The organism is Rhizobium sp. SEMIA 4085 (assembly GCF_013004495.1).
In the GTDB taxonomy this organism is placed as follows: Bacteria; Pseudomonadota; Alphaproteobacteria; order Rhizobiales; family Rhizobiaceae; genus Rhizobium; species Rhizobium gallicum.
On sequence record NZ_JABEPH010000022.1, the window covers coordinates 1 to 22897 of the forward strand.

The 22897-nt window shown below is 60.0% G+C and carries 22 protein-coding genes and 2 pseudogenes; 17 read left to right on the top strand and 7 right to left on the bottom strand.

What is annotated here, in order from left to right; translation table 11 throughout:
- The coding region (locus tag C9413_RS04140; RefSeq protein WP_170250212.1) for an oligosaccharide flippase family protein at positions 1-600 on the bottom strand (600 nt) is incomplete at its 3' end.
- A 163-nt stretch (positions 601-763) separates the two neighbouring features.
- Positions 764-3478 carry a preprotein translocase subunit SecA gene (secA, locus tag C9413_RS04145; protein ID WP_039846260.1) on the bottom strand — a complete coding sequence of 905 codons (2715 nt, stop codon included), beginning with the start codon at positions 3476-3478 and terminating at the stop codon, positions 764-766.
- Between the two features lie 247 nt (positions 3479-3725).
- Between secA and C9413_RS04150 the strand changes: the two genes are divergently transcribed.
- From C9413_RS04150 to C9413_RS04175, 6 genes are all read left to right on the top strand, one after another.
- Positions 3726-4601 carry a peptidylprolyl isomerase gene (locus tag C9413_RS04150; RefSeq protein WP_039846259.1) on the top strand — a complete coding sequence of 292 codons (876 nt, stop codon included), beginning with the start codon at positions 3726-3728 and terminating at the stop codon, positions 4599-4601.
- A 114-nt stretch (positions 4602-4715) separates the two neighbouring features.
- The gene (argJ, locus tag C9413_RS04155) at positions 4716-5957 is read left to right on the top strand and encodes a bifunctional glutamate N-acetyltransferase/amino-acid acetyltransferase ArgJ (protein WP_039846258.1); all 1242 of its coding nucleotides are present in this window, start codon (positions 4716-4718) and stop codon (positions 5955-5957) included.
- A gap of 6 nt (positions 5958-5963) precedes the next feature.
- Entirely contained in the window at positions 5964-6746 is a 783-nt protein-coding gene (locus C9413_RS04160) for a GNAT family N-acetyltransferase (RefSeq protein WP_039846257.1), read from the top strand.
- Positions 6743-7156 carry an 8-oxo-dGTP diphosphatase MutT gene (gene mutT, locus C9413_RS04165; RefSeq protein ID WP_039846256.1) on the top strand — a complete coding sequence of 138 codons (414 nt, stop codon included), beginning with the start codon at positions 6743-6745 and terminating at the stop codon, positions 7154-7156. Before C9413_RS04160 ends, mutT begins: the two co-directional genes overlap by 4 nt.
- A gap of 125 nt (positions 7157-7281) precedes the next feature.
- A complete protein-coding gene (locus C9413_RS04170; RefSeq protein WP_039846255.1) occupies positions 7282-7599 on the top strand; it encodes a hypothetical protein in 318 nt (105 codons plus the stop codon).
- 37 nt (positions 7600-7636) lie between these two features.
- Complete coding sequence (locus C9413_RS04175) at positions 7637-7804, top strand: Flp family type IVb pilin (protein WP_082046579.1); 168 nt, start codon at positions 7637-7639, stop codon at positions 7802-7804.
- A gap of 23 nt (positions 7805-7827) precedes the next feature.
- On the opposite strand, the gene C9413_RS04180 is transcribed toward C9413_RS04175, so the two are convergent.
- Entirely contained in the window at positions 7828-8712 is an 885-nt protein-coding gene (locus C9413_RS04180; protein ID WP_039847014.1) for a methyltransferase domain-containing protein, read from the bottom strand.
- Between the two features lie 68 nt (positions 8713-8780).
- Here C9413_RS04180 and C9413_RS33055 point away from each other — a divergent pair.
- The 4 genes and pseudogenes from C9413_RS33055 to C9413_RS04195 all read left to right on the top strand — a co-directional run bounded on the left by C9413_RS33055 (position 8781) and on the right by C9413_RS04195 (position 10890).
- A pseudogene (locus C9413_RS33055) lies at positions 8781-9304 on the top strand (hypothetical protein).
- Positions 9305-9339: 35 nt separating this feature from the next.
- Positions 9340-9597: a glutaredoxin 3 gene (grxC, locus tag C9413_RS04185; protein WP_039846253.1), complete on the top strand. Its 258-nt coding sequence runs from the start codon at positions 9340-9342 to the stop codon at positions 9595-9597.
- A 10-nt stretch (positions 9598-9607) separates the two neighbouring features.
- Complete coding sequence (locus C9413_RS04190) at positions 9608-10465, top strand: carbon-nitrogen hydrolase family protein (RefSeq protein ID WP_039846252.1); 858 nt, start codon at positions 9608-9610, stop codon at positions 10463-10465.
- A complete protein-coding gene (locus C9413_RS04195; protein WP_039846251.1) occupies positions 10462-10890 on the top strand; it encodes a DUF1178 family protein in 429 nt (142 codons plus the stop codon). The genes C9413_RS04190 and C9413_RS04195 overlap by 4 nt, the downstream gene beginning before the upstream one ends.
- A gap of 3 nt (positions 10891-10893) precedes the next feature.
- Here C9413_RS04195 and ubiG read toward each other — a convergent pair whose 3' ends face one another.
- The 3 genes and pseudogenes from ubiG to C9413_RS04210 form a co-directional block, all read right to left on the bottom strand.
- Positions 10894-11643, bottom strand: coding sequence for a bifunctional 2-polyprenyl-6-hydroxyphenol methylase/3-demethylubiquinol 3-O-methyltransferase UbiG (gene ubiG / locus C9413_RS04200; RefSeq protein ID WP_039846250.1), 750 nt, complete (start codon positions 11641-11643; stop codon positions 10894-10896).
- A gap of 53 nt (positions 11644-11696) precedes the next feature.
- Entirely contained in the window at positions 11697-13124 is a 1428-nt protein-coding gene (locus tag C9413_RS04205) for an amidase (protein WP_039846249.1), read from the bottom strand.
- A 79-nt stretch (positions 13125-13203) separates the two neighbouring features.
- Positions 13204-13398 (bottom strand): annotated as a pseudogene (locus tag C9413_RS04210) (isochorismatase family protein); the annotation flags it as partial.
- A gap of 184 nt (positions 13399-13582) precedes the next feature.
- Here C9413_RS04210 and C9413_RS04215 point away from each other — a divergent pair.
- Entirely contained in the window at positions 13583-14086 is a 504-nt protein-coding gene (locus tag C9413_RS04215) for a hypothetical protein (protein ID WP_052451616.1), read from the top strand.
- Between the two features lie 12 nt (positions 14087-14098).
- Positions 14099-14542 (top strand): YetF domain-containing protein, encoded by a 444-nt coding sequence (locus C9413_RS04220; RefSeq protein WP_039846247.1) that lies wholly within the window; start codon positions 14099-14101, stop codon positions 14540-14542.
- Positions 14543-14576: 34 nt separating this feature from the next.
- On the opposite strand, the gene C9413_RS04225 is transcribed toward C9413_RS04220, so the two are convergent.
- The gene (locus C9413_RS04225; RefSeq protein WP_039847012.1) at positions 14577-15986 is read right to left on the bottom strand and encodes an adenylate/guanylate cyclase domain-containing protein; all 1410 of its coding nucleotides are present in this window, start codon (positions 15984-15986) and stop codon (positions 14577-14579) included.
- Positions 15987-16257: 271 nt separating this feature from the next.
- Between C9413_RS04225 and C9413_RS04230 the strand changes: the two genes are divergently transcribed.
- From C9413_RS04230 to C9413_RS04250, 5 genes are all read left to right on the top strand, one after another.
- Positions 16258-17532, top strand: a complete 1275-nt coding sequence (locus C9413_RS04230) for an aspartate kinase (protein ID WP_039846246.1) — start codon at positions 16258-16260, stop codon at positions 17530-17532.
- Positions 17533-17619: 87 nt separating this feature from the next.
- Positions 17620-19887, top strand: a complete 2268-nt coding sequence (gene ptsP / locus C9413_RS04235) for a phosphoenolpyruvate--protein phosphotransferase (RefSeq protein WP_039846245.1) — start codon at positions 17620-17622, stop codon at positions 19885-19887.
- 28 nt (positions 19888-19915) lie between these two features.
- Positions 19916-20995 (top strand): peptide chain release factor 1, encoded by a 1080-nt coding sequence (gene prfA, locus C9413_RS04240; RefSeq protein ID WP_039846244.1) that lies wholly within the window; start codon positions 19916-19918, stop codon positions 20993-20995.
- Complete coding sequence (gene prmC, locus C9413_RS04245; RefSeq protein ID WP_039846243.1) at positions 20992-21864, top strand: peptide chain release factor N(5)-glutamine methyltransferase; 873 nt, start codon at positions 20992-20994, stop codon at positions 21862-21864. Before prfA ends, prmC begins: the two co-directional genes overlap by 4 nt.
- Positions 21865-22204: 340 nt before the next feature.
- Entirely contained in the window at positions 22205-22885 is a 681-nt protein-coding gene (locus C9413_RS04250) for a DUF4167 domain-containing protein (protein WP_039846242.1), read from the top strand.
- The last annotated feature ends 12 nt before the right edge of the window (positions 22886-22897 follow it).

Below are 22897 nucleotides of genomic sequence, written 5' to 3' on the forward strand. Positions count from 1 at the left end.
CGGCAGGAGAGCGCGGGGGAGGCCCGGGGCGGTGGACGCCGGGCCCGGGCCCCGGCGGGGCGAGGGATGGGCGCGCGAGGTGACTCCAAAACTGCCCCAGGGCGCTACCAGCGGCAGGGGGAGAGGGCAAAGAAAAAGAGAAATGAGAAAATAGGCACCAACCCGGCCGCTGAGAAAAGGGAGCCCCGCCATACCGGAAGCCATCACCAGCGTTCCGGAAAGCATGGCGAAGGTACGGGCCGTTCCCGTCAGGCCGCGAATTTCCTCGAAGGCACCTGCAGCCTTGTATTGCGGCAGGAAACGAACGATCGCGGTGTGAAAGCCGAGGCAGGAGAGATCGCCGAAAAGGACGATCAGAACCCAGACAAACACGAAAATCCCGTATTCATATTCGCCCATGAGGCGCGCGAGGATGATCTGGGAAATGAAGGCGAGGGCGGCGCTCACTATGCGGATCGAAAAGGCGGTAAGTGCCATCCGCTGCGCGGTTGCCTTGTCGCCGTGCCCGGTCACGATTGCGGCAAGCACGCGCAGCAGACGGCTTCCCGCCGGACGCAGGCCCGCAGGCAGCAGTCTTTCCGCTGTTTCAATGACCGCCATTACGAACACGCAACACTCTGAACTCAGGCAAATCGTGTCAGAAGTCTTGTCAGATCAGGATTAAGAAACGGTTGTGGTGAGCATATCATCCTTAACCGCCAGTCTAATTCGCGCAGAAAGAAATGCCGCCCGAAGGCGGCATTCTTGAGCTGCCTGCCGACGCTCAGGCTTCGGCAAACGCACCGTGGCAGTGCTTGAATTTCTTGCCAGAACCGCAGGGGCACGGCTCGTTGCGGCCGACCTTGCCCCAGGTGGACGGGTTGTTCGGATCCCGGTTTTCCGGCGAGACGATCACTTCGGACGCCTGGAAGATCGGCGCGAAATCATTCTCGCCCGTGTCGGGGTCCAGGTGCTGGGCTTGCATGACCGGCAGTTCCGGCTCGGCGGGCGCCTGCTGCACCAACTCGACGCGCATCAACTGCGCCGTCACAGCCTCGCGCAGGCTGTTCAGTAGGGTCTGGAAGAGCTCGAAGGCTTCGGATTTGTATTCCTGCAGCGGATCGCGCTGGGCATATCCGCGGAAGCCGATGACGGAGCGCAGGTGGTCGAGGTTGACGATGTGCTCGCGCCAGAGATGGTCCAATGTCTGCATCACGATCGAACGCTCGACATAGTGCATGATATCCGGGCCGAAACGCTCGGCTTTTTCGGTGAAGGCAGCGTTGGCCGCTTCCGTCAGACGTTCGCGGATATCGTCTTCACCAATGCCTTCTTCCTTTACCCAGTCCTCGATTGGCAGATCGAGGTTGAAAAGCGCGGCAACCTGCTCCTTCAATCCGGCAGCATCCCATTGCTCCGCATAGGCACGCTCGGGAATATGCTTCTCGACGAGGTCCTCGATGACCTCGCGGCGCATATCCGAAACGGTCTCGGAGATGTTCGTAGCTTCCATCAGTTCGAGGCGCTGTTCGAAGATCACCTTGCGCTGATCGTTCAACACGTCGTCGTATTTCAGCAAGTTCTTGCGGATATCGAAGTTGCGGGCCTCGACCTTCTTCTGGGCGCGCTCCAGAGCCTTGTTGATCCAGGGATGGACGATTGCTTCGCCTTCCTTGAGACCAAGCTTCTGGAGCATGCCGTCCATGCGATCGGAGCCGAAGATGCGCATCAGGTCGTCCTGAAGCGACAGATAGAACTTGGAGCGGCCCGGGTCGCCCTGACGGCCGGAACGGCCACGGAGCTGATTGTCGATGCGGCGGCTTTCATGGCGTTCCGTCGCGATGACATAGAGACCACCGGCGGCGATCGCCTGCTCCTTGAGTTTCTGGATCTCCTCGGCGATCGCTGCAATCTTGGCGTCGCGTTCCGGGCCAAGCTCGGCCTCGCCAAGCTCGCGCTCGATGCGCATGTCGAGGTTGCCGCCAAGCTGGATGTCGGTACCGCGGCCCGCCATGTTAGTGGCGATCGTGACCGCGCCCGGCACGCCTGCTTGCGCAACGATATACGCTTCCTGCTCGTGATAGCGGGCGTTCAGGACCTGGAAGTCCTTGAAGCCCTGCTTGCGCATCAGCTCAGCCAGAAGTTCGGATTTCTCGATGGAGGTCGTGCCGACGAGCACCGGCTGGCCGCGCTTCTGGGCGTCTGCGATCTCGGCGATGATCGCTTTGTACTTCTCCTCGAAGGTCCGGTAGACCTCGTCGTCTTCGTCGATACGCTGGATCGGCAGGTTAGTCGGCACTTCGATGACATCGAGGCCGTAGATGTTGCCGAATTCTTCCGCTTCCGTCTGCGCCGTACCGGTCATGCCGGCGAGCTTTCCGTACATGCGGAAATAGTTCTGGAAGGTGATCTGCGCCAGCGTCTGGTTTTCTGGCTGGATCTGCACCTTTTCCTTGGCTTCCAGCGCTTGGTGCTGGCCCTCCGAATAGCGGCGGCCCGGCATCATGCGGCCGGTGAATTCGTCGATAATGACGATTTCACCATTGCGCACGATGTAGTCCTTGTCGCGCTGGAAGAGTTTGTGGGCCTTCAGCGCATTGTTGATGTGATGGACGATCGCGACGTTTTCGATGTCGTAGAGCGCGCTGCCTTTCAGGAGGCCTGCCTGTTTTAGGAGACCTTCGAGCTTCTCAGTACCAACTTCAGAGAAGTTCGCCGAACGTTGCTTCTCGTCGATCTCGTAATCTTCCGCCGACAAGAGCGGAATGAAAGCGTCAATCGTGTTATAAAGATCGGAGCGGTCGTCGAGCGGACCGGAGATGATCAGCGGCGTGCGTGCTTCGTCAACCAGGATCGAGTCCACTTCGTCGACGATCGCAAAGTTGTGGCCGCGCTGGACCATCTGGCCCTTCTCATACTTCATATTGTCGCGAAGATAATCGAAGCCGAGTTCGTTGTTCGTGGCGTAGGTGATGTCGCAATTGTAAGCGGCAGCGCGCTCCTCATCCGACAGTCCATGGACGATGACGCCCGTGGTGAGCCCGAGGAAGTTGTAGATACGGCCCATGTTGGCGGCGTCGCGGCGGGCAAGGTAGTCGTTCACAGTAACGACATGGACACCCTTGCCGGCAAGCGCATTCAGGTAAACCGGCAGTGTCGCAACCAGCGTCTTACCTTCACCGGTCTTCATTTCGGCGATGGCGTTCGAATGCAGGATCATGCCGCCGACAAGCTGCACGTCAAAAGGCCGCAGGCCAAGTACGCGGCGCGAGGCTTCGCGCACGACGGCGAATGCCGGAACGAGAATGTCGTCGAGCGTCTTCCCGTCCGCAAGCATCTTGCGGAACTCGACCGTCTGGGCGGCGAGCTGTTCGTCGCTCAGGGCCTTCGTCTTCTCTTCGATCAAGTTGATGGCGGCGACTTTCGGCTGGAAGGACCGCACGCGGCGATCATTGGCAGAGCCAAATATTTTGCGGGCGAGACCGCCGAAGCTGACCATATGACTGGTCCTTTCTCAATATTCTTCCCCGGCTTTTCTTATACGCACACCCAGCCGAAAATCAGGCACACGTCTCGAAACGCCAGGAAACTTTTCTGGACGCGAGGTTGCGTGACAGATAAGAGGGGGGTCGAATGATGTCAACGGATTTGGCTGATATAGAAAGGCCACATTCCAGTGTTGATGGCTGTTTTGGGCTGGATTCACGAATGCTGAAGCCGGTGATGTAACTCTGAAAGGTTATTTGATGTTGAGCTACAACAAACTCGCCGTGATGGCGCTTGCAACTTTCGTTGCGCTCCAGGCGCCGGTCTATGCGGAAGACAAGCCGGATGCAGTCGTTGCCAAGGTCGGCGACCTTGAGATCCATCAGTCGGAACTCGATCTGGCCGTCGCCAACCTCGATCCCCAGCTAGCGCAGCTCCCGGACGATCAGAAGAAGGTTGCCGCGCTTTCGGCCGCGATCGACGTCAAGCTCCTCGCCGGCGATGCGGCTGCCGAGAAGCTCGATCAGACCAGCGAATTCAAGAAGCGCATACAATATCTCTCGGATCGCGAACTGCATAATGCCTATTTCAAGAAGCATGTCGTCGATACCGTTACCGACGATGAAGTGAAGGCGCGCTACGACAAGGAAGTCGCAGCCCTTCCGAAGCAGGAAGAAGTCCATGCTCGCCACATCCTCGTAAAGACCGAGCAAGAGGCCAAGGATGTCATCAAGCAGCTGGATGGCGGCAAGGACTTTGCAGAACTTGCCAAGGAAAAGTCCACCGACCCGAACAAGGCTGACGGCGGCGATCTCGGCTACTTTACCAAGGGTCGCATGGTCAAGGAATTCGAGGACGCAGCCTTCTCTCTCGAAAAGGGCACCTATACCAAGACGCCTGTGAAGACCGATTTCGGCTTCCACGTCATTAAGGTCGAGGACAAGCGCGACGCGCCGCCGCCGCCGCTTGATCAGGTCAAGGACCAGGTTCGTCAGCTTGTCATGCGCGATAAGTACCTTGCCCTCCTCTCCAAGGCGAAGGAAACGTCCAAGGTCGACATCATGGACGAAACGCTTCGCAAGGGTTACGACGACGCGAACAAGCAGCAGGCGCCAGCAACGCAGCCGCAGCAGTAATTTCCATCCAGGGCCCGGTTCTTCCGGGCCCTTCACTATCCTTTGTTGTCGCATTTCCGGAGGGCGAACCGTTTTCCAAGTCGCCTGGAAATGCCTATAGCCAGGTCGATCCTCATGTCCGGTTCCGTTTCTCCGCTCGCTCCGACAACCTTTGCCACGATGCCGGCGCTGCGCGGCGTGCGCATGGCGACCGCTTCCGCAGGCATCAAGTATGAGAACCGGACGGACGTGCTTATGATGGTCTTCGACAAGCCGGCCGCCGTTGCGGGGGTTTTCACGCGATCGAAGTGCCCGTCGGCGCCCGTCGACTTCTGCCGTGGCAATCTGCCGCATGGCATCGCGCGCGCCGTCGTCGTCAACTCTGGCAACGCTAATGCCTTCACCGGCCTGAAGGGACGCCAGGCGACCGCCTTGACGGCAAAGTCGGCTGCCGCTGCCGTCGGCTGCGGCGAGAATGAAGTCTATCTGGCGTCGACCGGCGTGATCGGCGAGCCGCTGGATGCGACGAAATTCGCAGGTGTTCTCGACAGGATGCATGCCGAGGCGACCGGCGATTTATGGTTCGAAGCCGCCAAGGCGATCATGACCACGGACACCTATCCGAAGGTTTCGACCCGCAATGCCGAAATCGGCGGCGTGAAAGTGACCATCAACGGCATTGCCAAGGGCGCCGGCATGATCGCACCCGACATGGCGACCATGCTCTCATTCGTTGTCACGGATGCCGATATCGCGCCCGCCGCTCTGCAGGCACTGCTTTCGGACGGCGTCGGCCCGACCTTCAATTCGATGACGGTGGATAGCGATACGTCTACCTCCGATACGCTGATGCTGTTTGCGACGGCTGCCGCCGCCGAGGACGGTCAGGTCCGCATCGAGCGTGTCGACGATCAGCGCCTTGCCGCCTTCCGCGCGGCGCTCAATGAAGTGTTGAAGGATTTGTCGCTTCAAGTTTGCCGTGATGGCGAAGGCGCCACCAAGATGCTCGAGATCAACGTGACCGGCGCACAGAGCGATGCGGCTGCCAAGCGCATTGCGCTTTCGATCGCGAATTCACCCCTGGTGAAGACGGCTGCCGCCGGCGAAGACGCTAATTGGGGCCGCATCGTGATGGCCGTCGGCAAGGCCGGCGAGATGGCCGATCGTGATCGGCTCGCCATCTGGTTCGGCGATGTACGTGTTGCGGTTAACGGTGAGCGCGACCCTGATTACTCGGAGGAAGCCGCCTCGAATGTGATGAAGAAGCAGGATATTCCGATTAAAGTCGATATTGGGCTCGGCGCAGGTGCGGCTACGGTCTGGACCTGCGATCTCACAAAAGAGTATGTGGCGATCAACGGCGACTACCGGAGCTGATCGTTCTTGACTGAAACATTCTCCCAAAAGGCAAATTTGCCGCTCGTACGCAGGCTGGAAGCTGTCGGTTTCCGGGCGTGGCCGGCTTCTTCCGTGCAATATGACGGCAGCTGGCAGGTACGGCTGACGGCGGGCCATCCGTCGAACCGGCTGAATTCCATCGTGCCGCTCGACCCTTCCGATCATCGCGACGTCGAAGTCCGGCTGGAGAAGGCCAGCCGCAAATTCGAGGCATATGGCCGCCCGGCCGTTCTTCGCCACACACCGCTTGCGTCGCCGGTTCTGATCGATCTCGTCAAAGAGCGACAATGGACGCATTTCGACGAGACAATCGTCATGACCTGCGATCTGGCGCATGCCGAACTGCCGGACACACTCGATCACCTGCCGACGCATGACATCGGCCGCTTCGTCGATGCCAATCTTGCGACGGATCAAGTCTCCCCGAAGCTGAAGCCGGCGCTTGCCGAGATCATTAACGCGATCGGACCGCCGTGCGGTCTCTTCATGATCGAGGATCCGGAAACCGGCCCGCTTGCAACCGTGCTTTGCGTTCAGGACAACGATCTTGCCGGCATCATGTCGCTTTCGGTGGCTAAGAAGCGGCGGCGGGAGGGCCTCGGCCTCGAAATCCTGACCTCTGCCCTTCGCTGGGCACGCATGCGCAGCGCCCGCTCGGCCTGGCTGCAGGTCAAGGCTGTAAACGTCCCGGCTCTGGCGCTCTATGGCCGTCTCGGTTTCCGCGAGGCTTACCGCTACAGCTACTGGCGCCGGGAACAGGCGCAATGAGCGAAACCGGCAAGAATATTCTGCTGGTTGCCGCCTGCGCGTTGATCGATTCCGACGGCCGTATCCTTCTGGCACAGCGCCCGGAGGGAAAGTCGCTCGCCGGCCTGTGGGAGTTTCCCGGCGGCAAGGTCGAACCTGGCGAGACGCCGGAGGAGACCTTGGTGCGCGAACTCGAGGAAGAACTTGGCGTCAAGACCAAGGTTGCCTGCCTCGCGCCGCTGACATTTGCCAGCCACAGCTACGACACATTTCACCTCCTAATGCCACTTTATGTCTGCCGCCGCTATGAGGGCATTCCCCAGGGCAGGGAGGGCCAGGCTTTGAAATGGGTAAAACCCATGGCTCTCAGGGATTATCCGATGCCGCCAGCCGACGAGCCGTTGATCCCTATGCTTCAGGATCTACTTTAGCGAATTATCGCTTTCTTGCGGCAAAGTGCCGGTTTCGGCCAGAGTTATTAATCGATCGTTTATCACCTTCTGCCAAAGATCGGCCTCACTCAAGCAACTGGCGTGTGAGTAAAAGGCTTGACGCAATGGACGACGATTTCTGGAAAGCTGTCCGAGAGAAAGAACAGAGCTCGAATGCTTCGCGCAGGACGGGCGCGCTCAATCTCGTTTTGCTATTCGGCACCGCGGTCGTTGCCCTGACGCTCATCCTCACGCCAATGCTCGCCGACAAGTCCAAGTCGAGCGTTTTCGCCAGTGTTCCGGCCGACTTCGATACGATCACGACCGGATCCATCCCGAGAACGGAAAACGGCAAGCGCTACACGATCCGACGTAGCGTCTTGCAGGAGACGCCCGGCTCGGTCTGCGTTGTCCAGGGGTACGGTTCAGGAGCCGGCTGCTGAGGAAATCGGATATCCGCCTTGGCGGGAAAGGTTGGGCATGCGTATTCTGAAAGCTTTCCTTGCAGACATTCGCGGCGCGACCGCAGTCGAGTACGGTCTGTTGGCCGCCCTGATTTCAGCCGCCCTTATCGGCGGACTGACGACCTTCGGCAACAGCCTGCAAAACACCTTCAATACGGTGTCCAACAACCTTGACAACCACTAGGCGATCAAGTGGCTCGCCTCCATTCACTGCTTCAGCTTGTGCTCGTCCACGCGCAGAGCATCGGCAAGCCGCGCTTTCGCCGAGCCCGGCTGCAACGGCTTCTGCTGGCTTTCATGCGGTGCCCATCCTGAAACATAGATGATCGAGAATGTCGCCCTGATACGCCCGTCCGGATCGGAATAGCGCTCGGCATAGATTTCTGCCGCGCGCAGAAAGAATGCGCGGGTGGGCGGCTTGCGGCTGCGGGCGGCGAGGGGATTGGTCATGCCCATGGCGCGCAGGTCTTTCATCAGCGGGAAGAGGGAATTGTAGCGGACCGTATAGGTCTCGGCGTCGATCACCGGCAGCGCGAAGCCGGCGCGCTGGAGGAGGCCGCCCACATCGCGGACGTCGGCGAACGGGATCACGCGCGGGCTCGCGCCTCCGGTCATCTCCGCTTCCGTTGCAAGCAGAACATCCCTGAGTTCCTGGAGAGTACCTGCTCCGGGGATTGCCGCAAGAAACAGGCCGTCGGGCTTGAGAGCACGGCGAATCTGGATGAAGACGCCGGGCGTGTCGTTGGTGAGATGCAGACAGAGCGGCGCAAGAACGAGGTTGGCAGACTGCGGCTCGATCGGCACGTCCTCGAGCGGCGCCATGGCCAGAACTTCATTCGGCGCGGCAAATGCCTGTTCCGCCTCGACCCGTGTCATAGCACCGATCTTGCCTGTTGCGACTGCCGCCCGCGCCGCTGCTCCCGTCATACCGTGCAGTTCCACGGCTGTCTCGAAATGGCGTTCGACGACAGCCAGCCGATCGGCAAGTTCCGCTGCGGCGATATCCAGGAGAAAGGCAGCTTTCGGATCGGCGTTTTTCAGTGCGCGACGGCGGTTTGCGGCGATCGCGGTCCGGTCGAAGATCATATCCATGTGCATGTCCATAATCCTGCGCGCCAAGGGGGGCAAGGTGGATTTTCCTTGTCCTGCGCAAAGCGCCAATCTTCGCAAATTGGCCCATCAATTTCGAACGACCGGGCGCTGCGATTAACGCAATTCGTCCGGCCATTCGCCATGTTCGCCGATCGGCTCTATCCGCCGGCCCGCGCCTCCCATTGTTGCCGCTGGCCACCGCGGATCATGTCCGAAATGTTTGTCCGGCGTGCACTTCATCGAGCGGTCTTATTGCGAAGTACTGGTTCTGCCGTTAGCGCTGAGGCGATCGCCATCCACCGCCCTTTTCCCGGCTTCGCTCGGTCGCCGCGCACGATCACGCCGTCGGCGATCTCCCCCACGGTCTCAAATATCGCGACCGCACCGATCTGGGCCGATGGTGGCGGTTGGATGCTTCGCTCCGGCGACGGCATGACCGGGCCTGCGATGTATTGGTTCCGGGTCCGCTCCATTGATCCCGTATGCTGTGACGCAAGTTCAGAGCTTGCCCGCAAGGCGCGTACTTCGGCGGGCGGGCGCCGTGGACATCACGGTTTTAACCTTTGCAAGGGCTTTGTCGGAACCTATATGAGAAAAAGAAAACCGGCATACGTCTGGAGATAAAATATGGCACCAGTCATCATCTATACGCGGCAGTTCTGCGGCTATTGCGCTCGCGCAAAATCTCTTCTCGAAGAGAAAGGGATCGAGTATATCGAACACGATGCGACCTTTTCGCCGGACCTTCGCCAGGAGATGGTTGGCAGGTCAAATGGCAGGACGACGTTCCCGCAGATATTCATAGGCGGGCAGCACGTTGGCGGATGCGATGATCTATATGCGTTGGACCGCGCCGGTGGGCTCGATCCCATGCTGGTAGCATGAGGGGAGACCGATGACGTTCAAGGCCGCTGCCGTTCAGATGTGTTCCGGAGTCGATCCCGCGAAGAACGCAGCCTCGATGATGCACCTGGTGCGTGAGGCAGCAGCCCAGGGCGCGATCTATGTGCAGACGCCGGAAATGACCGGCATGCTGCAGCGCGACAGGATTGCCGCGAAACTGGTGTTGCGCGACGAGACGGACGACATTATCGTCAAAACGGCCTCCGCACTTTCTGCCGCCCTCGGCATCTACCTGCATGTCGGCTCGACGGCGATCGCACTCGACGACGGCAAAATCGCCAATCGCGGCTTTCTCTTCGGCCCAGAAGGCAAAATCCTCAATCGCTACGATAAGATCCATATGTTCGACGTCGATCTCGATAACGGCGAAAGCTGGCGGGAGAGTGCCGCCTATCGTCCGGGCTCGGAAGCGCGCGTCTTGTCGCTGCCATTTGCGGAAATGGGCTTTACGATTTGCTACGATGTTCGGTTTCCTGCGCTTTTCCGCGCCCAGGCGATCGCCGGGGCGGAAGTCATGACGGTGCCTGCCGCATTCACGAGGCAGACGGGTGAGGCGCATTGGGAAATCCTGCTTCGCGCCCGCGCCATCGAAAATGGGGTTTTCGTCATTGCTGCAGCGCAGGCCGGGCTTCATGAGGACGGCCGCGAGACCTACGGGCATTCGATGATCATCGATCCCTGGGGTAAGGTTCTGGCCTCGGCCGGCGGTACCGGCGAGGCGGTGATTGTCGCCGACATCGATCGAACGGCGGTCAAGGCCGCGCGTGATAAGATTCCGAATCTCAAGAACGGCCGTGAATTCTCGATCGAAAAAATTACAGGGGCTGTCGTGGGAGGCGTCGCCACTTGATCCGTTATTCCCTCAGTTGCGAGAATGCCCACGAATTCGAAGCATGGTTTTCCGAAAGTGCCGATTTCGACCGGCAGGTTGCGTCCGGTTACCTCACCTGTCCGGTCTGCAATTCCACATCCATCTCGAAGGCGTTGATGGCGCCATCCGTCTCGACCGCCCGCAAGAAGGACGAGACCAAGACGCTGGCGATGGATACGGCGCGCCGCGACGCCTTTGAGAAGCTGAAGGCAGCCGTCGCACACATCAAGGCGAACGCCGAGGATGTCGGCGCGCAGTTTCCCGAAGAAGCTCGCAAGATTCACTATGGCGAGGCGGACGCCCGTGGCATCATAGGACAGGCGACGACCGACGAGGCCCAGGCGCTGCTCGAAGAAGGCATCGAAATTGCAGCGCTTCCGGTCCTGCCCGAAGACGTGAACTGATCGCTATTCGGCGGGCCGCTTCGCCAGCAGCATGTAGTTCACGTCCATATCCTTGGACAGGTTCCACTGGTTCGACAGCGGATTGAAGAAGACGCCGGTGCGCTCGATGATCGTCATGCCGCGCGCCGAAAGCGGCTTTTCCAGCTCTTCAGGGCGGACCAGCTTTTCATATTGATGCGTGCCGCGCGGCAGCCAGCGCAGGATGTTCTCGGCGGCGAAGATCGCGAGTGCGGCGGCCTTCATCGTGCGGTTGATGGTGGCGACGAACATCAGCCCGCCGGGGCGCACCATCCTGGCGCAGGTCGTCATGAAGAAATCGACGTCGGCGACATGTTCGACGACTTCCATGTTCAGCACGATATCGAAGGTCTCGCCGGCTTCCGCAAGGTGTTCGGCGGTGACTGCGCGATAATCGACTGTGACGCCAGACGCTTGCGCGTGTGTCGAGGCAATGCCGATGTTCTTCTCCGAGGGGTCGGCACCGACAACACTTGCGCCCATGCGGGCGACGGGTTCCGAAAGCAGGCCGCCGCCGCAGCCGATGTCAAGCACGCGCAGGCCTTCCAGCGGACGCGGGCTCTTCTGGTCACGGCCGAAGTTTTCGGCTGCCTTGTCGCGGAGATAGGTCAGGCGCACCGGGTTGAACTTATGCAGCGGTCTGAACTTGCCGGTCGGGCTCCACCATTCCGCCGCCATTGCGGAAAAGCGGTCCACCTCGCTCTGGTCGATCGTGCTTTTTGCCGCGTCGCTCATGACCCTGCTCCTTGCGTTCGTCGTGAGTGAAGTCGGACGATCAGCAGCATAAGTCAAGAGGCGGGAAAACGGGGAACCGCAAGACGCGCCTCGAGTGCCGCGCCTATCGCCAGAACGTCTTCGTCGGCAAAGCGGCGTCCGATGATCTGCAGCCCGACCGGCATGCCATTTGCTGCAGGACCGACCGGCAGAGAAAGCGCGGGCAGTTGCGGCAGCATGTTGAAAGGGCAGGTCATGTCGAGCCCGGCGAAACGGCCGTCCGGACAGGTCGCGACATAGTCGTCGTCAGTTTCGCTGGCGAGCGGAGCGGTGATGGCGCAGGTGGGGCAGAGCAGGGCGTCGTGGCTCTCGAAGAGCTTTGCCATATCGCGCCACATTGCGGTGCGCAGCAATTCCACGCGCTTGTAGGCGGTGGCATTCATTGAAAAGCCGCGCTCGATGATCGCAACGACGGCAGGATCCATTTTCTCCCGGTATTCGGTAATAGTCTCGCCGAAGAAGCCAGACATGAAGACGCACCAGAGATCGAACCATTCATCGTTAACCGAGCGCGTCCAATGCAACGGGACTGCATCGACTGTGGCGCCGGCGCGACGCAATTCCTCGACAGCAGCGCGTATCGCCTGCTCGACCTCGGGCTGGATACGATAGTAACCGAGGTCCATTGAGAGTGCTAAGCGCTTGCCTTCCAATTGGCCGTCTCGTGCCGCATGTGACATGAAGCCGATCGGCAGCGAAGAAATGTCCTCGTCGCTCGGACCGCAGGCCGCTTCCATGAAGGCGATCGCGTCTGCCACCGTGCGTGCCAGCGGACCGAAATGCGAGATGTTGTCGAAAACGCTTGGCAGGATCGTCATCGGAATTCGTCCGAGGCTCGGTTTCAGGCCGACCGTGCCGCAGAATGCGGACGGAATACGCACAGAGCCGCCCATATCCGTGCCCTCCGCAAAGGGCACGACGCCGGTCGCGACCGCAACGGCCGACCCCCCGGAGGAACCGCCGGAGGTGCGCTCCGGGTCCCACGGGTTGCGGGTCACGCCCCAGCGCGGGCTTTGGGTGAAGCTTGCAAAGGCGAATTCCGGGGTTGTCGTTTTTCCCATCAAAATGGCACCCGCGCCTTGAAGACGGCGGATGCAGAGCGCTGTTTCGGCAGGCACCCAGTCGCCCTTTGTCCATGAGCCCAGCGTCGTCAGATCGCCTGCGGTCGGCGTCAGGTCCTTGGCGGCGAACGGTACACCGTGTAATGGGCCGGTTGCTTCGCCGCGGGCGGCGGCGCGATCCGCCTCGCGGGCCGCTTCGAGCGCCTGCTCCTCACGCAGGACGGTGAACGGATTGAGCGTTTCGCGCACCGCCTTGGCGCGGCGGATCGATTCCGCCACCACGTTTTCGGAGGCGAACCGGCCCTGGCAGATACCGCTTGCCATTTCCGTTGCAGGAAGGTCCAGCGGATGTGGTGTGGCGGTTTCCAGTGGCTTACTCATCGTGGGCTTCTGCCGGCGTGAAGGAGTGCGTGCGTTCTTATCCGGCGTAGTTTCAACGGATATAGTGAAGCATCCTCGATCAACCACGTGCTTGCTGCAAAAAGTCATCCGTTGCCATCAGCTCGAGCTCAACGGAGAAGCGATTTCTCAGGAATTCCAGCGAGGCATCGCAGGTTTGGTCGTCGCTGCTGCAGACCGCATTTTCGACAAGGATGACGCGGTAGCCGAGATCAATTGCCACGCACACGTCGGTTTCGCCGCCTGTAATCACCAGTATTCGACTGGTTAAGCCTGAAGCATAGCCGCTGCATGTCGACACAGATATGGTGCCAATTTCCGCGCGGTCCTTAGTTCATTGGAACCTCCGACATTTTAACTCGGCATAGGTCGGGTTCCTTGAACTATTGAACTCGTTGCGGCCCGCGGCGTTATCTCGCAGGCGGATAAAGGCGGCGCAGATGACACTCAAAGGGACCGGCAGCGACCATTTGCCCGAAGGCGTCACTGAACATCGGGACTTTCAACGGCGAGTCTGGATCGTTCAGCGTGTCGCCTGGTTTGCCTTCGGTCTTATCCTCGCAAGCTGCCTCTTCGGCGCGTTGGGAAAGGGCGGATATCTTTCCCGCGCCTTGGTGGAAACGCCGCAAGGAACGGTCGACTACCCAGCCATCTCGCGATGGAATGCGCCGGACGAGATTCATATTCGATTCGGACCCTGCGATGCGGATTGCGTCTTCACAGCCGATGCAGCGTTTCTGAAGGGCTTTCTCGTCGAGGGCATCGACCCGCCACCGAAGGCGGTGACGTCCAAAGCCGGCTTGATCCATTATCAGTTTCCCGGGGATCCAGGCATGCCGATCGATGTCCGGTTCCGCCTGCACACCCAGTCGCCGGGCTTTCATCGCATTCGTGTCGGTATCGGCGAACACGTTTCGGCGCCGCTTGTCTTGATCCTTCCGTGAGGAGAACTCGATATGGAAAGCGTTATTCGCGGCCTTTCGATCTATTTTGCCCTCCTTGTCATCATACGCCTGTCGGGCCGCCGGACGCTCGCACAGATGACCCCATTCGACCTCGTGATCCTGTTGGTGGTCTCCGAGACGACGCAGCAGGCGATGCTCGGCGACGATTTTTCGATAACCAATGCGATCGTGCTGATCTTGACCCTGTTTCTTGCGGATATCCTGCTCTCCTATCTCAAGAGCTGGTCACCGCTTGCGGGCAAGGTCATCGACGGCGTTCCGACCATTCTGATTGCGAATGGGGTTGCAGACCAGGAGGCCTTGCGCGGCTGCAGGCTACAGATGGAAGACGTGCTCGAGGCCGCGCGCAATCAACAGGGTGTCGAAAGCGTCAAGGACATCCGCTTCGCTATCCTCGAGGTGAGCGGCGCCATCAGCATCATCAAAAACCAATGAGTGCTGAGTCGCCTTCGAAGGCCAGGAAGGTGGCTTATGGAATCGCAAATATGCTGATTTCGTGGGCGATGCCGCGAAGCGTGACTTTTTGCGACATCGGATTGAGGCCACGATCCGTCAGAAGGCTTAGGGCGCGCGGGTCGCCCAACACCGAGCCGGTCGCGAAGATTTCGCGCGATGTGGCCAGATGCTGGACGCGCGAGGCGATGTTCACCGTCTGCCCGAAGTAATCCTGCCGTTCGTTCAGGTTCACGGCGATGCATGGTCCTTCGTGGATGCCGATCTTCAGAAGCAGATCTTCACTGCCGCGTTCCTCGTTGAGCTTGCGCATCGCCTCGCGCATTCTCATGGCCGCGACGACTGCCCGGTCGGGGGTCGGGAAAGTGGCCATCACCGCGTCGCCGATTGTTTTCACAACAGCACCCGCTTCCGCACCAACGATGTCGTTGAGAATGCTAAAATGCGTTTTCACGAGGTCGAATGCCGCAAGGTCGCCTACTCTTTCGTAAAGCTCAGTCGAACCGCGGAGATCGGTGAAGAGGAAGGTCAGACTGGTGATCTTCAACCGCTGATCCACGTCTATCGTGTCGGTGCGGTAGATGTCGCGAAAGGTCTGGTTGGAGAGCAGGCGCTTGGCAGTCAGGAACGGGCGGCGGTGGCCGAGCAAACCGTGCAGGGCCTCGTTGGCTATGCAAACAGATGGCAAGGTGCGGACCTCGGTGCGGTTTTCCACCGAAATGCGCATCGGACCGGGCCTCAGCTCAAGGGGCTCGCTATGCCGGTGCGCGCGATCGAATACAAGCGAGAGACTCTGCCGCTCCTTGGTTGGCTCGCCTTTGATATCCAGGAACTGCGCTGCGTGGGTGACCGGTTCGAAGATGATGACGAAATCCGCAGGCAGCTGCAGGGAAATAACGGCTTTTTCCCCCGGCGGCAGTTCGAGGGATTCAAGCACGAATTCGTCGACCTTCGCCTCAAAATCTTCCTCCGGCAGGTCGACACCTGAACTCCAATAGATCTGGCGGAAATACTCCAATGGCGGCAATTCGTGCGGATTGTGAGCGGCAATGCGGCGCACCCGCGGACTGACAGTGAAGGTGACTTCGACCATCTCGTCCAGCGTCGGCTCGTAGCCCGCCGCGCAAAGCGCGCAGTTATACTCGTCACTCTGGACGGTCCTCAGCGAGGTGTTGGCATCGAGCACCCCGCCACAGCCGGGACACAGCACGTTCCATGACAGATCGAATATGCCGAGGAGGGACGCGTGCAGGAAGGCGTTGACTACCTGCTCTTCGTCGAGGTCCTCGCTGGCTGCAAAGGCAAGCGCATTGACACGGCAAAGCTTGCGGTCGGGGGCGTCATGGACGAGCCGCTCAATAGTGTCGACGATTTCCGGCTGCGCCGACTGGCGCAGTTGTGCGAATAAAGACCGGGCCTCATTCATGGCAAACATCCTACACCGAATCTGATGCGCGATCAGCGGATTTCCTCAAGGTGGATGAGATTGTCCCGCGGGTCTTTCCGTTTCAGTCGACGGCCACCTTGCCACCCCCATTCAAACTCGCTAAGAGACGCCGCAACTTGGGCCCTTGGGTGCAAGGCCTTAGAAGGGTTCCACAGACTCCTTATCCGACCCTTCGGCCATGCTGTTTTCAGGGCTCCGTCATGCCGGGTCTGGCTTTCGTCTCTCCCGGCGTTTGCTGTGGTAGAGGCTTATGGCACGCATCGTAATGAAATTCGGCGGAACGTCCGTCGCTGATCTGGACCGCATCAAGAACGTTGCCCGCCATGTGAAACGTGAAGTCGATGCCGGCCACGAGGTTGCGGTGGTGGTGTCGGCGATGTCCGGCAAGACTAACGAGCTGGTCGGCTGGGTGCAGGGGACGCCGAAGGTGGTCGGTGCCAATTCACCTTTCTACGATGCGCGCGAGTATGACGCGGTCGTCGCTTCCGGTGAGCAGGTGACCTCCGGGTTGCTGGCGATCGCGCTGCAGGCCATGGACATCAATGCGCGCTCCTGGCAGGGATGGCAGATTCCGGTCCGCACCGACAATGCGCATGGCGCTGCCCGCATCCTTGAAATCGACGGTGCCGACATCATCAAGCGCATGGGCGAGGGTCAGGTTGCCGTCATCGCCGGCTTCCAGGGTCTCGGGCCGGACAATCGGATAGCGACGCTTGGCCGCGGCGGTTCGGATACGTCGGCGGTGGCGATCGCGGCTTCTGTCAAAGCCGATCGCTGCGATATCTATACCGATGTCGACGGCGTCTATACGACCGATCCGCGCATCGTGCCGCAGGCGCGTCGACTGAAGAAGATCGCCTTCGAGGAAATGCTCGAAATGGCCTCGCTCGGCGCCAAGGTGCTGCAGGTTCGCTCGGTCGAGCTTGCCATGGTACACAAGGTCCGTACCTTCGTGCGCTCCTCTTTCGAAGATCCCGATGCTCCGGGCATGGGTGATTTGTTGAATCCGCCCGGAACGCTGATTTGTGACGAGGATGAAATCGTGGAACAGGAAGTAGTCACCGGCATCGCCTATGCCAAGGATGAGGCTCAGATCTCGCTTCGCCGTCTTGCCGACCGGCCCGGCGTTTCCGCCGCGATCTTCGGCCCCCTCGCAGAGAGCCATATCAATGTCGACATGATCGTCCAGAACATTTCCGAGGACGGTTCAAAGACCGACATGACCTTCACCGTGCCATCGGGCGACGTCGAGAAGGCGATCAAGGTGCTCGACGAGAACAAGGAAAAGATCGGCTACGACGTCGTGCAGAACGAATCGGGCTTGGTCAAAGTTTCGGTCATCGGCATCGGCATGCGTTCGCATGCCGGTGTTGCCGCCACCGCTTTCAAGGCTCTTGCCGAGAAGGGCATCAACATCAAGGCGATCACGACCTCGGAAATCAAGATTTCCATCCTCATCGACGGTCCTTATGCGGAACTCGCTGTCAGGACTTTGCATTCCTGCTACGGTCTGGATAAGAATTGATTCCCAGCAGGCCTGCCGCATTTAAGTTGTGAAGTCACGCGGCGTCTGCCGGGTTACTTTGCTTTTGTTTTTGGAGCTTGAGACGCCATGAGAGACCTATCCGGCGGTCCGCGCGTGCTGCTCAAGCGGCTGCGCGAGTTGATGGCGGAGCCGCTGGAGCCGCAGGAGCGTCTCGACCGGATCGTTCGGCAGATCGCCAGCAATATGGTCGCGGAGGTTTGCTCCGTCTACGTGCTGCGCTCTGACGGCGTTCTCGAACTTTATGCGACTGAGGGCCTGAAGAAAGAGGCCGTCCACCTGTCGCAATTGAAGATGGGGCAGGGCCTCGTCGGTACGATCGCCGCTTCCGCGCAGCCGCTCAACCTCTCCGATGCACAGTCGCACCCCGCTTTCCGTTATCTCCCGGAAACCGGCGAAGAAATCTACCATTCCTTCCTCGGCGTGCCGATCCTACGCACCGGCCGTTCGCTCGGCGTTCTCGTCGTGCAGAACAAGGCGAGCCGCACCTACCGCGAGGAAGAGCTAGAAGCGCTCGAGACCACGGCGATGGTGCTCGCCGAGATGATCGCCACCGGCGAGCTCAAGAAGATCACGAAGCCCGGCCTTGAACTTGACCTGACGCGCTCCGTCACGATCAACGGCGATACCTATAACGAAGGCATCGGGCTCGGTTATGTCGTGCTGCACGAGCCGCGCATCGTCGTCACCAATCTTCTCAACGAAGATTCGGAGAAGGAAATCCGCAGGCTGGCGGAAGCGATGGGATCGCTCCGGATTTCGATCGACGACTTGCTTTCGAGCCGCGACGTTTCGATGGAGGGTGAGCATCGCGAGGTTCTGGAAACCTACCGCATGTTCGCACATGACCAGGGCTGGGTGCGGAAGCTCGAAGAGGCGATCCGCAACGGCCTGACGGCGGAAGCCGCGGTCGAAAAAGTCCAGAGCGACACCAAAGCGCGCATGATGCGTCTGACGGATCCTTATCTCCGCGAGCGCATGCATGACTTTGAAGACTTGGCGAACCGCCTTTTGCGGCAGCTGACTGGCTACAGCGGCCACACGTCGGGTGATGGTTTCCCGAGTGATGCGATCATCCTCGCGCGCGCCATGGGTGCCGCCGAACTGCTCGACTACCCGCGCGCCAATGTGCGCGGCTTGGTGCTCGAGGAAGGCGCCGTCACCAGTCACGTCGTCATCGTCGCCCGTGCCATGGGCATTCCGGTGATCGGCCAGGCGGCAGGCGTTGTCGCGCTTGCCGAAAACGGCGATGCCGTGATCATCGATGGCGACGGCGGCCATGTGCATCTGAGGCCGTTGCCGGAGCATCAGAGATCTTACGAGGAAAAAGTCCGCTTCCGAGCACGCCGGCAGGAGCAGTTCCGGGCGCTGCGCTCCGTTGAGCCGCTGACGAGGGACGGGCAGCGGATTTCGCTGCTGATGAATGCCGGGCTTCTGGTCGATCTGCCGCAGCTTGCGGAATCGGGTGCCGAAGGTATCGGCCTCTTCCGCACCGAGCTGCAGTTCATGATCGCTTCCACGATGCCGAAGGCCGACGAGCAGGAAATCTTCTATCGCAACGTGCTGAAGCAGGCGGCCGGCCGCATCGTTACCTTCCGCACGCTCGATATCGGCGGCGATAAGGTTGTACCCTATTTCCGCGGCCACGAGGAGGAGAATCCTGCACTCGGCTGGCGCGCCATTCGCTTGTCGCTCGACCGTCCGGGGCTCTTGCGCACGCAACTTCGCGCCATGCTGAAGGCGGCGGCCGGGGCCGAGCTGAAGCTCATGGTGCCGATGGTGACCGAGGTTTCCGAGATCGCGGCCGTTCGCGAGCTTCTGCAGAAGGAAGTGCAGCACCTGTCCCGCTTCGGCCACGGCCTGCCGCGCAAGCTGCAGTTCGGTGCGATGCTGGAGGTGCCGGCACTACTCTGGCAGCTCGACGAACTGATGGCGACTGTCGATTTCGTCTCGGTCGGCTCCAATGACCTCTTCCAGTTCGCTATGGCAGTGGATCGCGGCAATGCGCGCGTTTCCGACCGCTTCGATACGCTGGGAAAGCCGTTCCTCAGGCTCTTGCGCGACATCGTGCGAGCCGGTGAGCGTAACAATACGCCCGTGACATTGTGCGGCGAGCTTGCCGGCAAGCCGATCTCGGCGATGGCGCTGCTTGGTCTCGGCTTCCGCTCGGTGTCGATGTCGCCGGCCTCGATCGGGCCGGTAAAGGCAATGCTGCTCGGTCTCGATGCGGCGGCGCTGGCGAAGGTCATGAACGAGGCGTTGGACGATATCCACGCCACGACCCCAATGCGCGAGGTGCTTGCCCACTTCGCCGAGAGCCACAATATTCCCCTTTAGCAAATTATAAGAAGAATCGGAGCGAAGGGTGGCGAAGCTTCCCGTTGAAAAGATGCGCGAGCTGGAACGCCGCTTCGGCGAAATTGAAGCGCGGATGTCGGCCGGCCCGTCGGCGGACGTCTACGTGAAGCTCGCCTCCGAATATTCCGAGCTGCAGCCCGTCGTCACCAAGATCCGCGCCTATGAAAAGGCTGAAGCCGAGCGTTCCGATCTCGAGGCCTTGCTTGAAGACAGGTCCGTCGACCGTGAGATGCGCGATCTCGCGGAGCAGGAGTTGCCGGATGTGAAGGAGCGCATCGAGGCGCTGGAGCAGGAAATCCAGATCCTGCTGCTGCCCAAGGATGCAGCAGACGAAAAGAGCGCGATCCTTGAAATCCGCGCGGGTACGGGAGGCTCGGAGGCCGCACTCTTCGCAGGCGATCTTTTTCGCATGTACGAGCGTTTCGCCGCAGCGAATGGCTGGAAGGTCGAAATCCTTTCCGCAAGCGAGGGCGAAGCCGGCGGCTACAAGGAAATTATCGCCACGATCACCGGCAAGGGCGTCTTCGCCAAGCTGAAGTTCGAGTCCGGCGTGCATCGTGTGCAGCGCGTGCCCGAAACGGAAGCGGGTGGGCGCATTCATACGTCGGCAGCAACGGTCGCCGTGCTGCCGGAAGCCGAAGAAATCGACATTGAGATCCGGCCGGAAGACATTCGTATTGATACGATGCGATCGTCCGGCGCGGGCGGCCAGCACGTCAACACCACGGATTCCGCGGTGCGTATCACGCATCTGCCGACGGGCATTGTCGTCACCAGTTCGGAGAAGTCACAGCACCAGAACCGCGCCAAGGCGATGCAGGTACTGCGTTCGAGGCTCTATGATGCCGAACGGCAAAGGGCCGATAGCGAACGTTCCGCCGATCGCAAGAGCCAGGTCGGCTCCGGCGACCGCTCGGAGCGGATACGCACCTACAATTACCCGCAGGGCCGTATTACCGATCACCGCATCAATCTGACGCTCTACAAGCTGGACCGGATGATGGAAGGCGAGATCAACGAAGTGGTGGATGCCCTGCTTGCCGATTATCAGGCAAGCCAACTGGCTCAGCTTGGCGAGCAGCAATGACCGGAGCGCGGCCGACGGTTTCTGAAGTTCTCGCCGAAGTCCGCCGCCGCTTCACCGAAGCCGGTATCGTCGATCCCGCAACGGATGCAAGACTGCTCGTTGCCGGATTGCTGAAGTTCTCCTCGAGCGAGATGCTATCACGTGGTAATGAGCCCGTCGCTGCCGATAAAGAGGCGCTGATCCCGGCGGCTGTGGAACGACGGCTAGCCCATGAGCCGGTCCACCGTATTCTCGGCGAGCGGGAATTTTACGGTCTGCCGCTGTCGCTTTCCGCCGAAACGCTGGAGCCGCGGCCAGACACGGAAATTCTCGTCGATACGATGCTTCCTTATTTAAGAACCCTTGCAAAGACGGAGGAACATCTCCATATCCTTGATCTAGGAACCGGAACCGGGGCAATATGCCTTGCGCTTTTGAGCGAATTTCCGGGAGCGTCAGGTATCGGAAGCGATGTATCCGCAGATGCCCTCAGGACGGCTGAATCAAACGCTGCAAGAAACGGATTGAAGGAACGGTTTGAGGCTGTGCAATCAAGTTGGTTTCAAAACATTCACGGTACGTTTCACGCAATCGTCTCAAATCCGCCCTATATTGCTTCCAATGTGATTGACAATCTCGCTCCTGAAGTGACGAAGTTTGATCCGGCGGCAGCTCTGGATGGTGGCCCCGATGGGCTTGACGCATATAAAGCGATAGCCAAGGATGCTGCCAGGTTCATGCAGCCAAACGGCGTCATAGGATTGGAAATCGGCTACGACCAGCGCAATCACGTAACGGCGGTCTTCGAGGCCGCAGGTTTCAAATGCGTGGAATCCGCAAAGGATTATGGCCAGAATGACCGGGTGCTCGTGTTCGCACCCATCGCTTGAGCGACAAATTGCAGCATTGAACAGGACATTACTGCTATTGCGAAGAAAAGGCTTGGATTTCACGGGGAAGCGATATAGGTTGCCCTCACGCGTTGGGCAGTCAAGAAGGAACGTCGATTCGTTCGGTACTTGGTCGGCCTCGGGGGTCCACTCTTTTAAACGAGAGTTTCAAAGGTTGAACACGACCCAATGCGTGAATCAGTCAATATGACTTGAGAACAAGCGGCAGGTCGGCGCGAAGGCGCATTATGCTTGCGGCACGAAGGCCCTGAGCCGGTTTACCGGCCACGGCGGTTGGTGCCATAACTCCACACAAACAGAGAATTCAGGTGAACGATCTATGAGGCCAGGACAGCAGAACAAGCGCGGTCGAGGGCGTGGCAGTAACAATAACGGCGGCGGAAATAACAACAACAATTTCAACCGCAAGGGTGGAAATCCGCTGACGCGGACCTACGACAGCTCCGGCCCCGACGTGAAGATCCGCGGTACGGCTCAGCATATTGCTGAAAAATATTCGCAGCTTGCCCGCGATGCGCAGAGCTCCGGTGACCGCGTCATAGCCGAGAACTACCTGCAGCACGCAGAGCACTATTACCGCATCATTGCGGCCGCCCAGACGCAGATGCAGGAACGTTTCCAGCGCGACGATCGGAACGAATACACCGACCGCGAAGGTGGCGAGCGCGATGGCGACGAACTGGATACGGTAGACGGCGATGATGCCGTCGTCGTTCAGCCGCCGCGCGAGCAGAATCGTCGCGAACAGCGCGCAGAAGCTCCCGCTTCTTTACCGGCCCCGGCTCAGGATACCAACGACGGAACCGGCCCTCAGCCTGAAATCGAAGGCATTCCGGCCGAAGTCTCCATGGAGGAAGAAGGCGGCCAACAGCGCGAACGCCAGCCGCGCCGCCGTAACGCCAGCAACCGCCCGCGTCGTCCGCGCCGCGCCGAAGGCGAAGGCGAAGGCGAGGCTGCTTCCGCCGAAGCACCGGCTCTCGTCGAAGCGGCAACGGAATAAGGCTGCCTCTCC

What these genes read in the sequence shown, in the direction of transcription:
- secA (WP_039846260.1), bottom strand. Translation starts at nt 3,478, where the DNA reads ATGGTCAGCTTCGGCGGTCTCGCCCGCAAAATATTTGGCTCTGCCAAT.
- C9413_RS04150 (WP_039846259.1), top strand. Translation starts at nt 3,726, where the DNA reads ATGTTGAGCTACAACAAACTCGCCGTGATGGCGCTTGCAACTTTCGTT.
- argJ (WP_039846258.1), top strand. Translation starts at nt 4,716, where the DNA reads ATGTCCGGTTCCGTTTCTCCGCTCGCTCCGACAACCTTTGCCACGATG.
- mutT (WP_039846256.1), top strand. Translation starts at nt 6,743, where the DNA reads ATGAGCGAAACCGGCAAGAATATTCTGCTGGTTGCCGCCTGCGCGTTG.
- C9413_RS04170 (WP_039846255.1), top strand. Translation starts at nt 7,282, where the DNA reads ATGGACGACGATTTCTGGAAAGCTGTCCGAGAGAAAGAACAGAGCTCG.
- C9413_RS04175 (WP_082046579.1), top strand. Translation starts at nt 7,637, where the DNA reads ATGCGTATTCTGAAAGCTTTCCTTGCAGACATTCGCGGCGCGACCGCA.
- C9413_RS04180 (WP_039847014.1), bottom strand. Translation starts at nt 8,712, where the DNA reads ATGGATATGATCTTCGACCGGACCGCGATCGCCGCAAACCGCCGTCGC.
- grxC (WP_039846253.1), top strand. Translation starts at nt 9,340, where the DNA reads ATGGCACCAGTCATCATCTATACGCGGCAGTTCTGCGGCTATTGCGCT.
- C9413_RS04190 (WP_039846252.1), top strand. Translation starts at nt 9,608, where the DNA reads ATGACGTTCAAGGCCGCTGCCGTTCAGATGTGTTCCGGAGTCGATCCC.
- ubiG (WP_039846250.1), bottom strand. Translation starts at nt 11,643, where the DNA reads ATGAGCGACGCGGCAAAAAGCACGATCGACCAGAGCGAGGTGGACCGC.
- C9413_RS04205 (WP_039846249.1), bottom strand. Translation starts at nt 13,124, where the DNA reads ATGAGTAAGCCACTGGAAACCGCCACACCACATCCGCTGGACCTTCCT.
- C9413_RS04215 (WP_052451616.1), top strand. Translation starts at nt 13,583, where the DNA reads ATGACACTCAAAGGGACCGGCAGCGACCATTTGCCCGAAGGCGTCACT.
- C9413_RS04220 (WP_039846247.1), top strand. Translation starts at nt 14,099, where the DNA reads ATGGAAAGCGTTATTCGCGGCCTTTCGATCTATTTTGCCCTCCTTGTC.
- C9413_RS04225 (WP_039847012.1), bottom strand. Translation starts at nt 15,986, where the DNA reads ATGAATGAGGCCCGGTCTTTATTCGCACAACTGCGCCAGTCGGCGCAG.
- C9413_RS04230 (WP_039846246.1), top strand. Translation starts at nt 16,258, where the DNA reads ATGGCACGCATCGTAATGAAATTCGGCGGAACGTCCGTCGCTGATCTG.
- ptsP (WP_039846245.1), top strand. Translation starts at nt 17,620, where the DNA reads ATGAGAGACCTATCCGGCGGTCCGCGCGTGCTGCTCAAGCGGCTGCGC.
- prmC (WP_039846243.1), top strand. Translation starts at nt 20,992, where the DNA reads ATGACCGGAGCGCGGCCGACGGTTTCTGAAGTTCTCGCCGAAGTCCGC.
- C9413_RS04250 (WP_039846242.1), top strand. Translation starts at nt 22,205, where the DNA reads ATGAGGCCAGGACAGCAGAACAAGCGCGGTCGAGGGCGTGGCAGTAAC.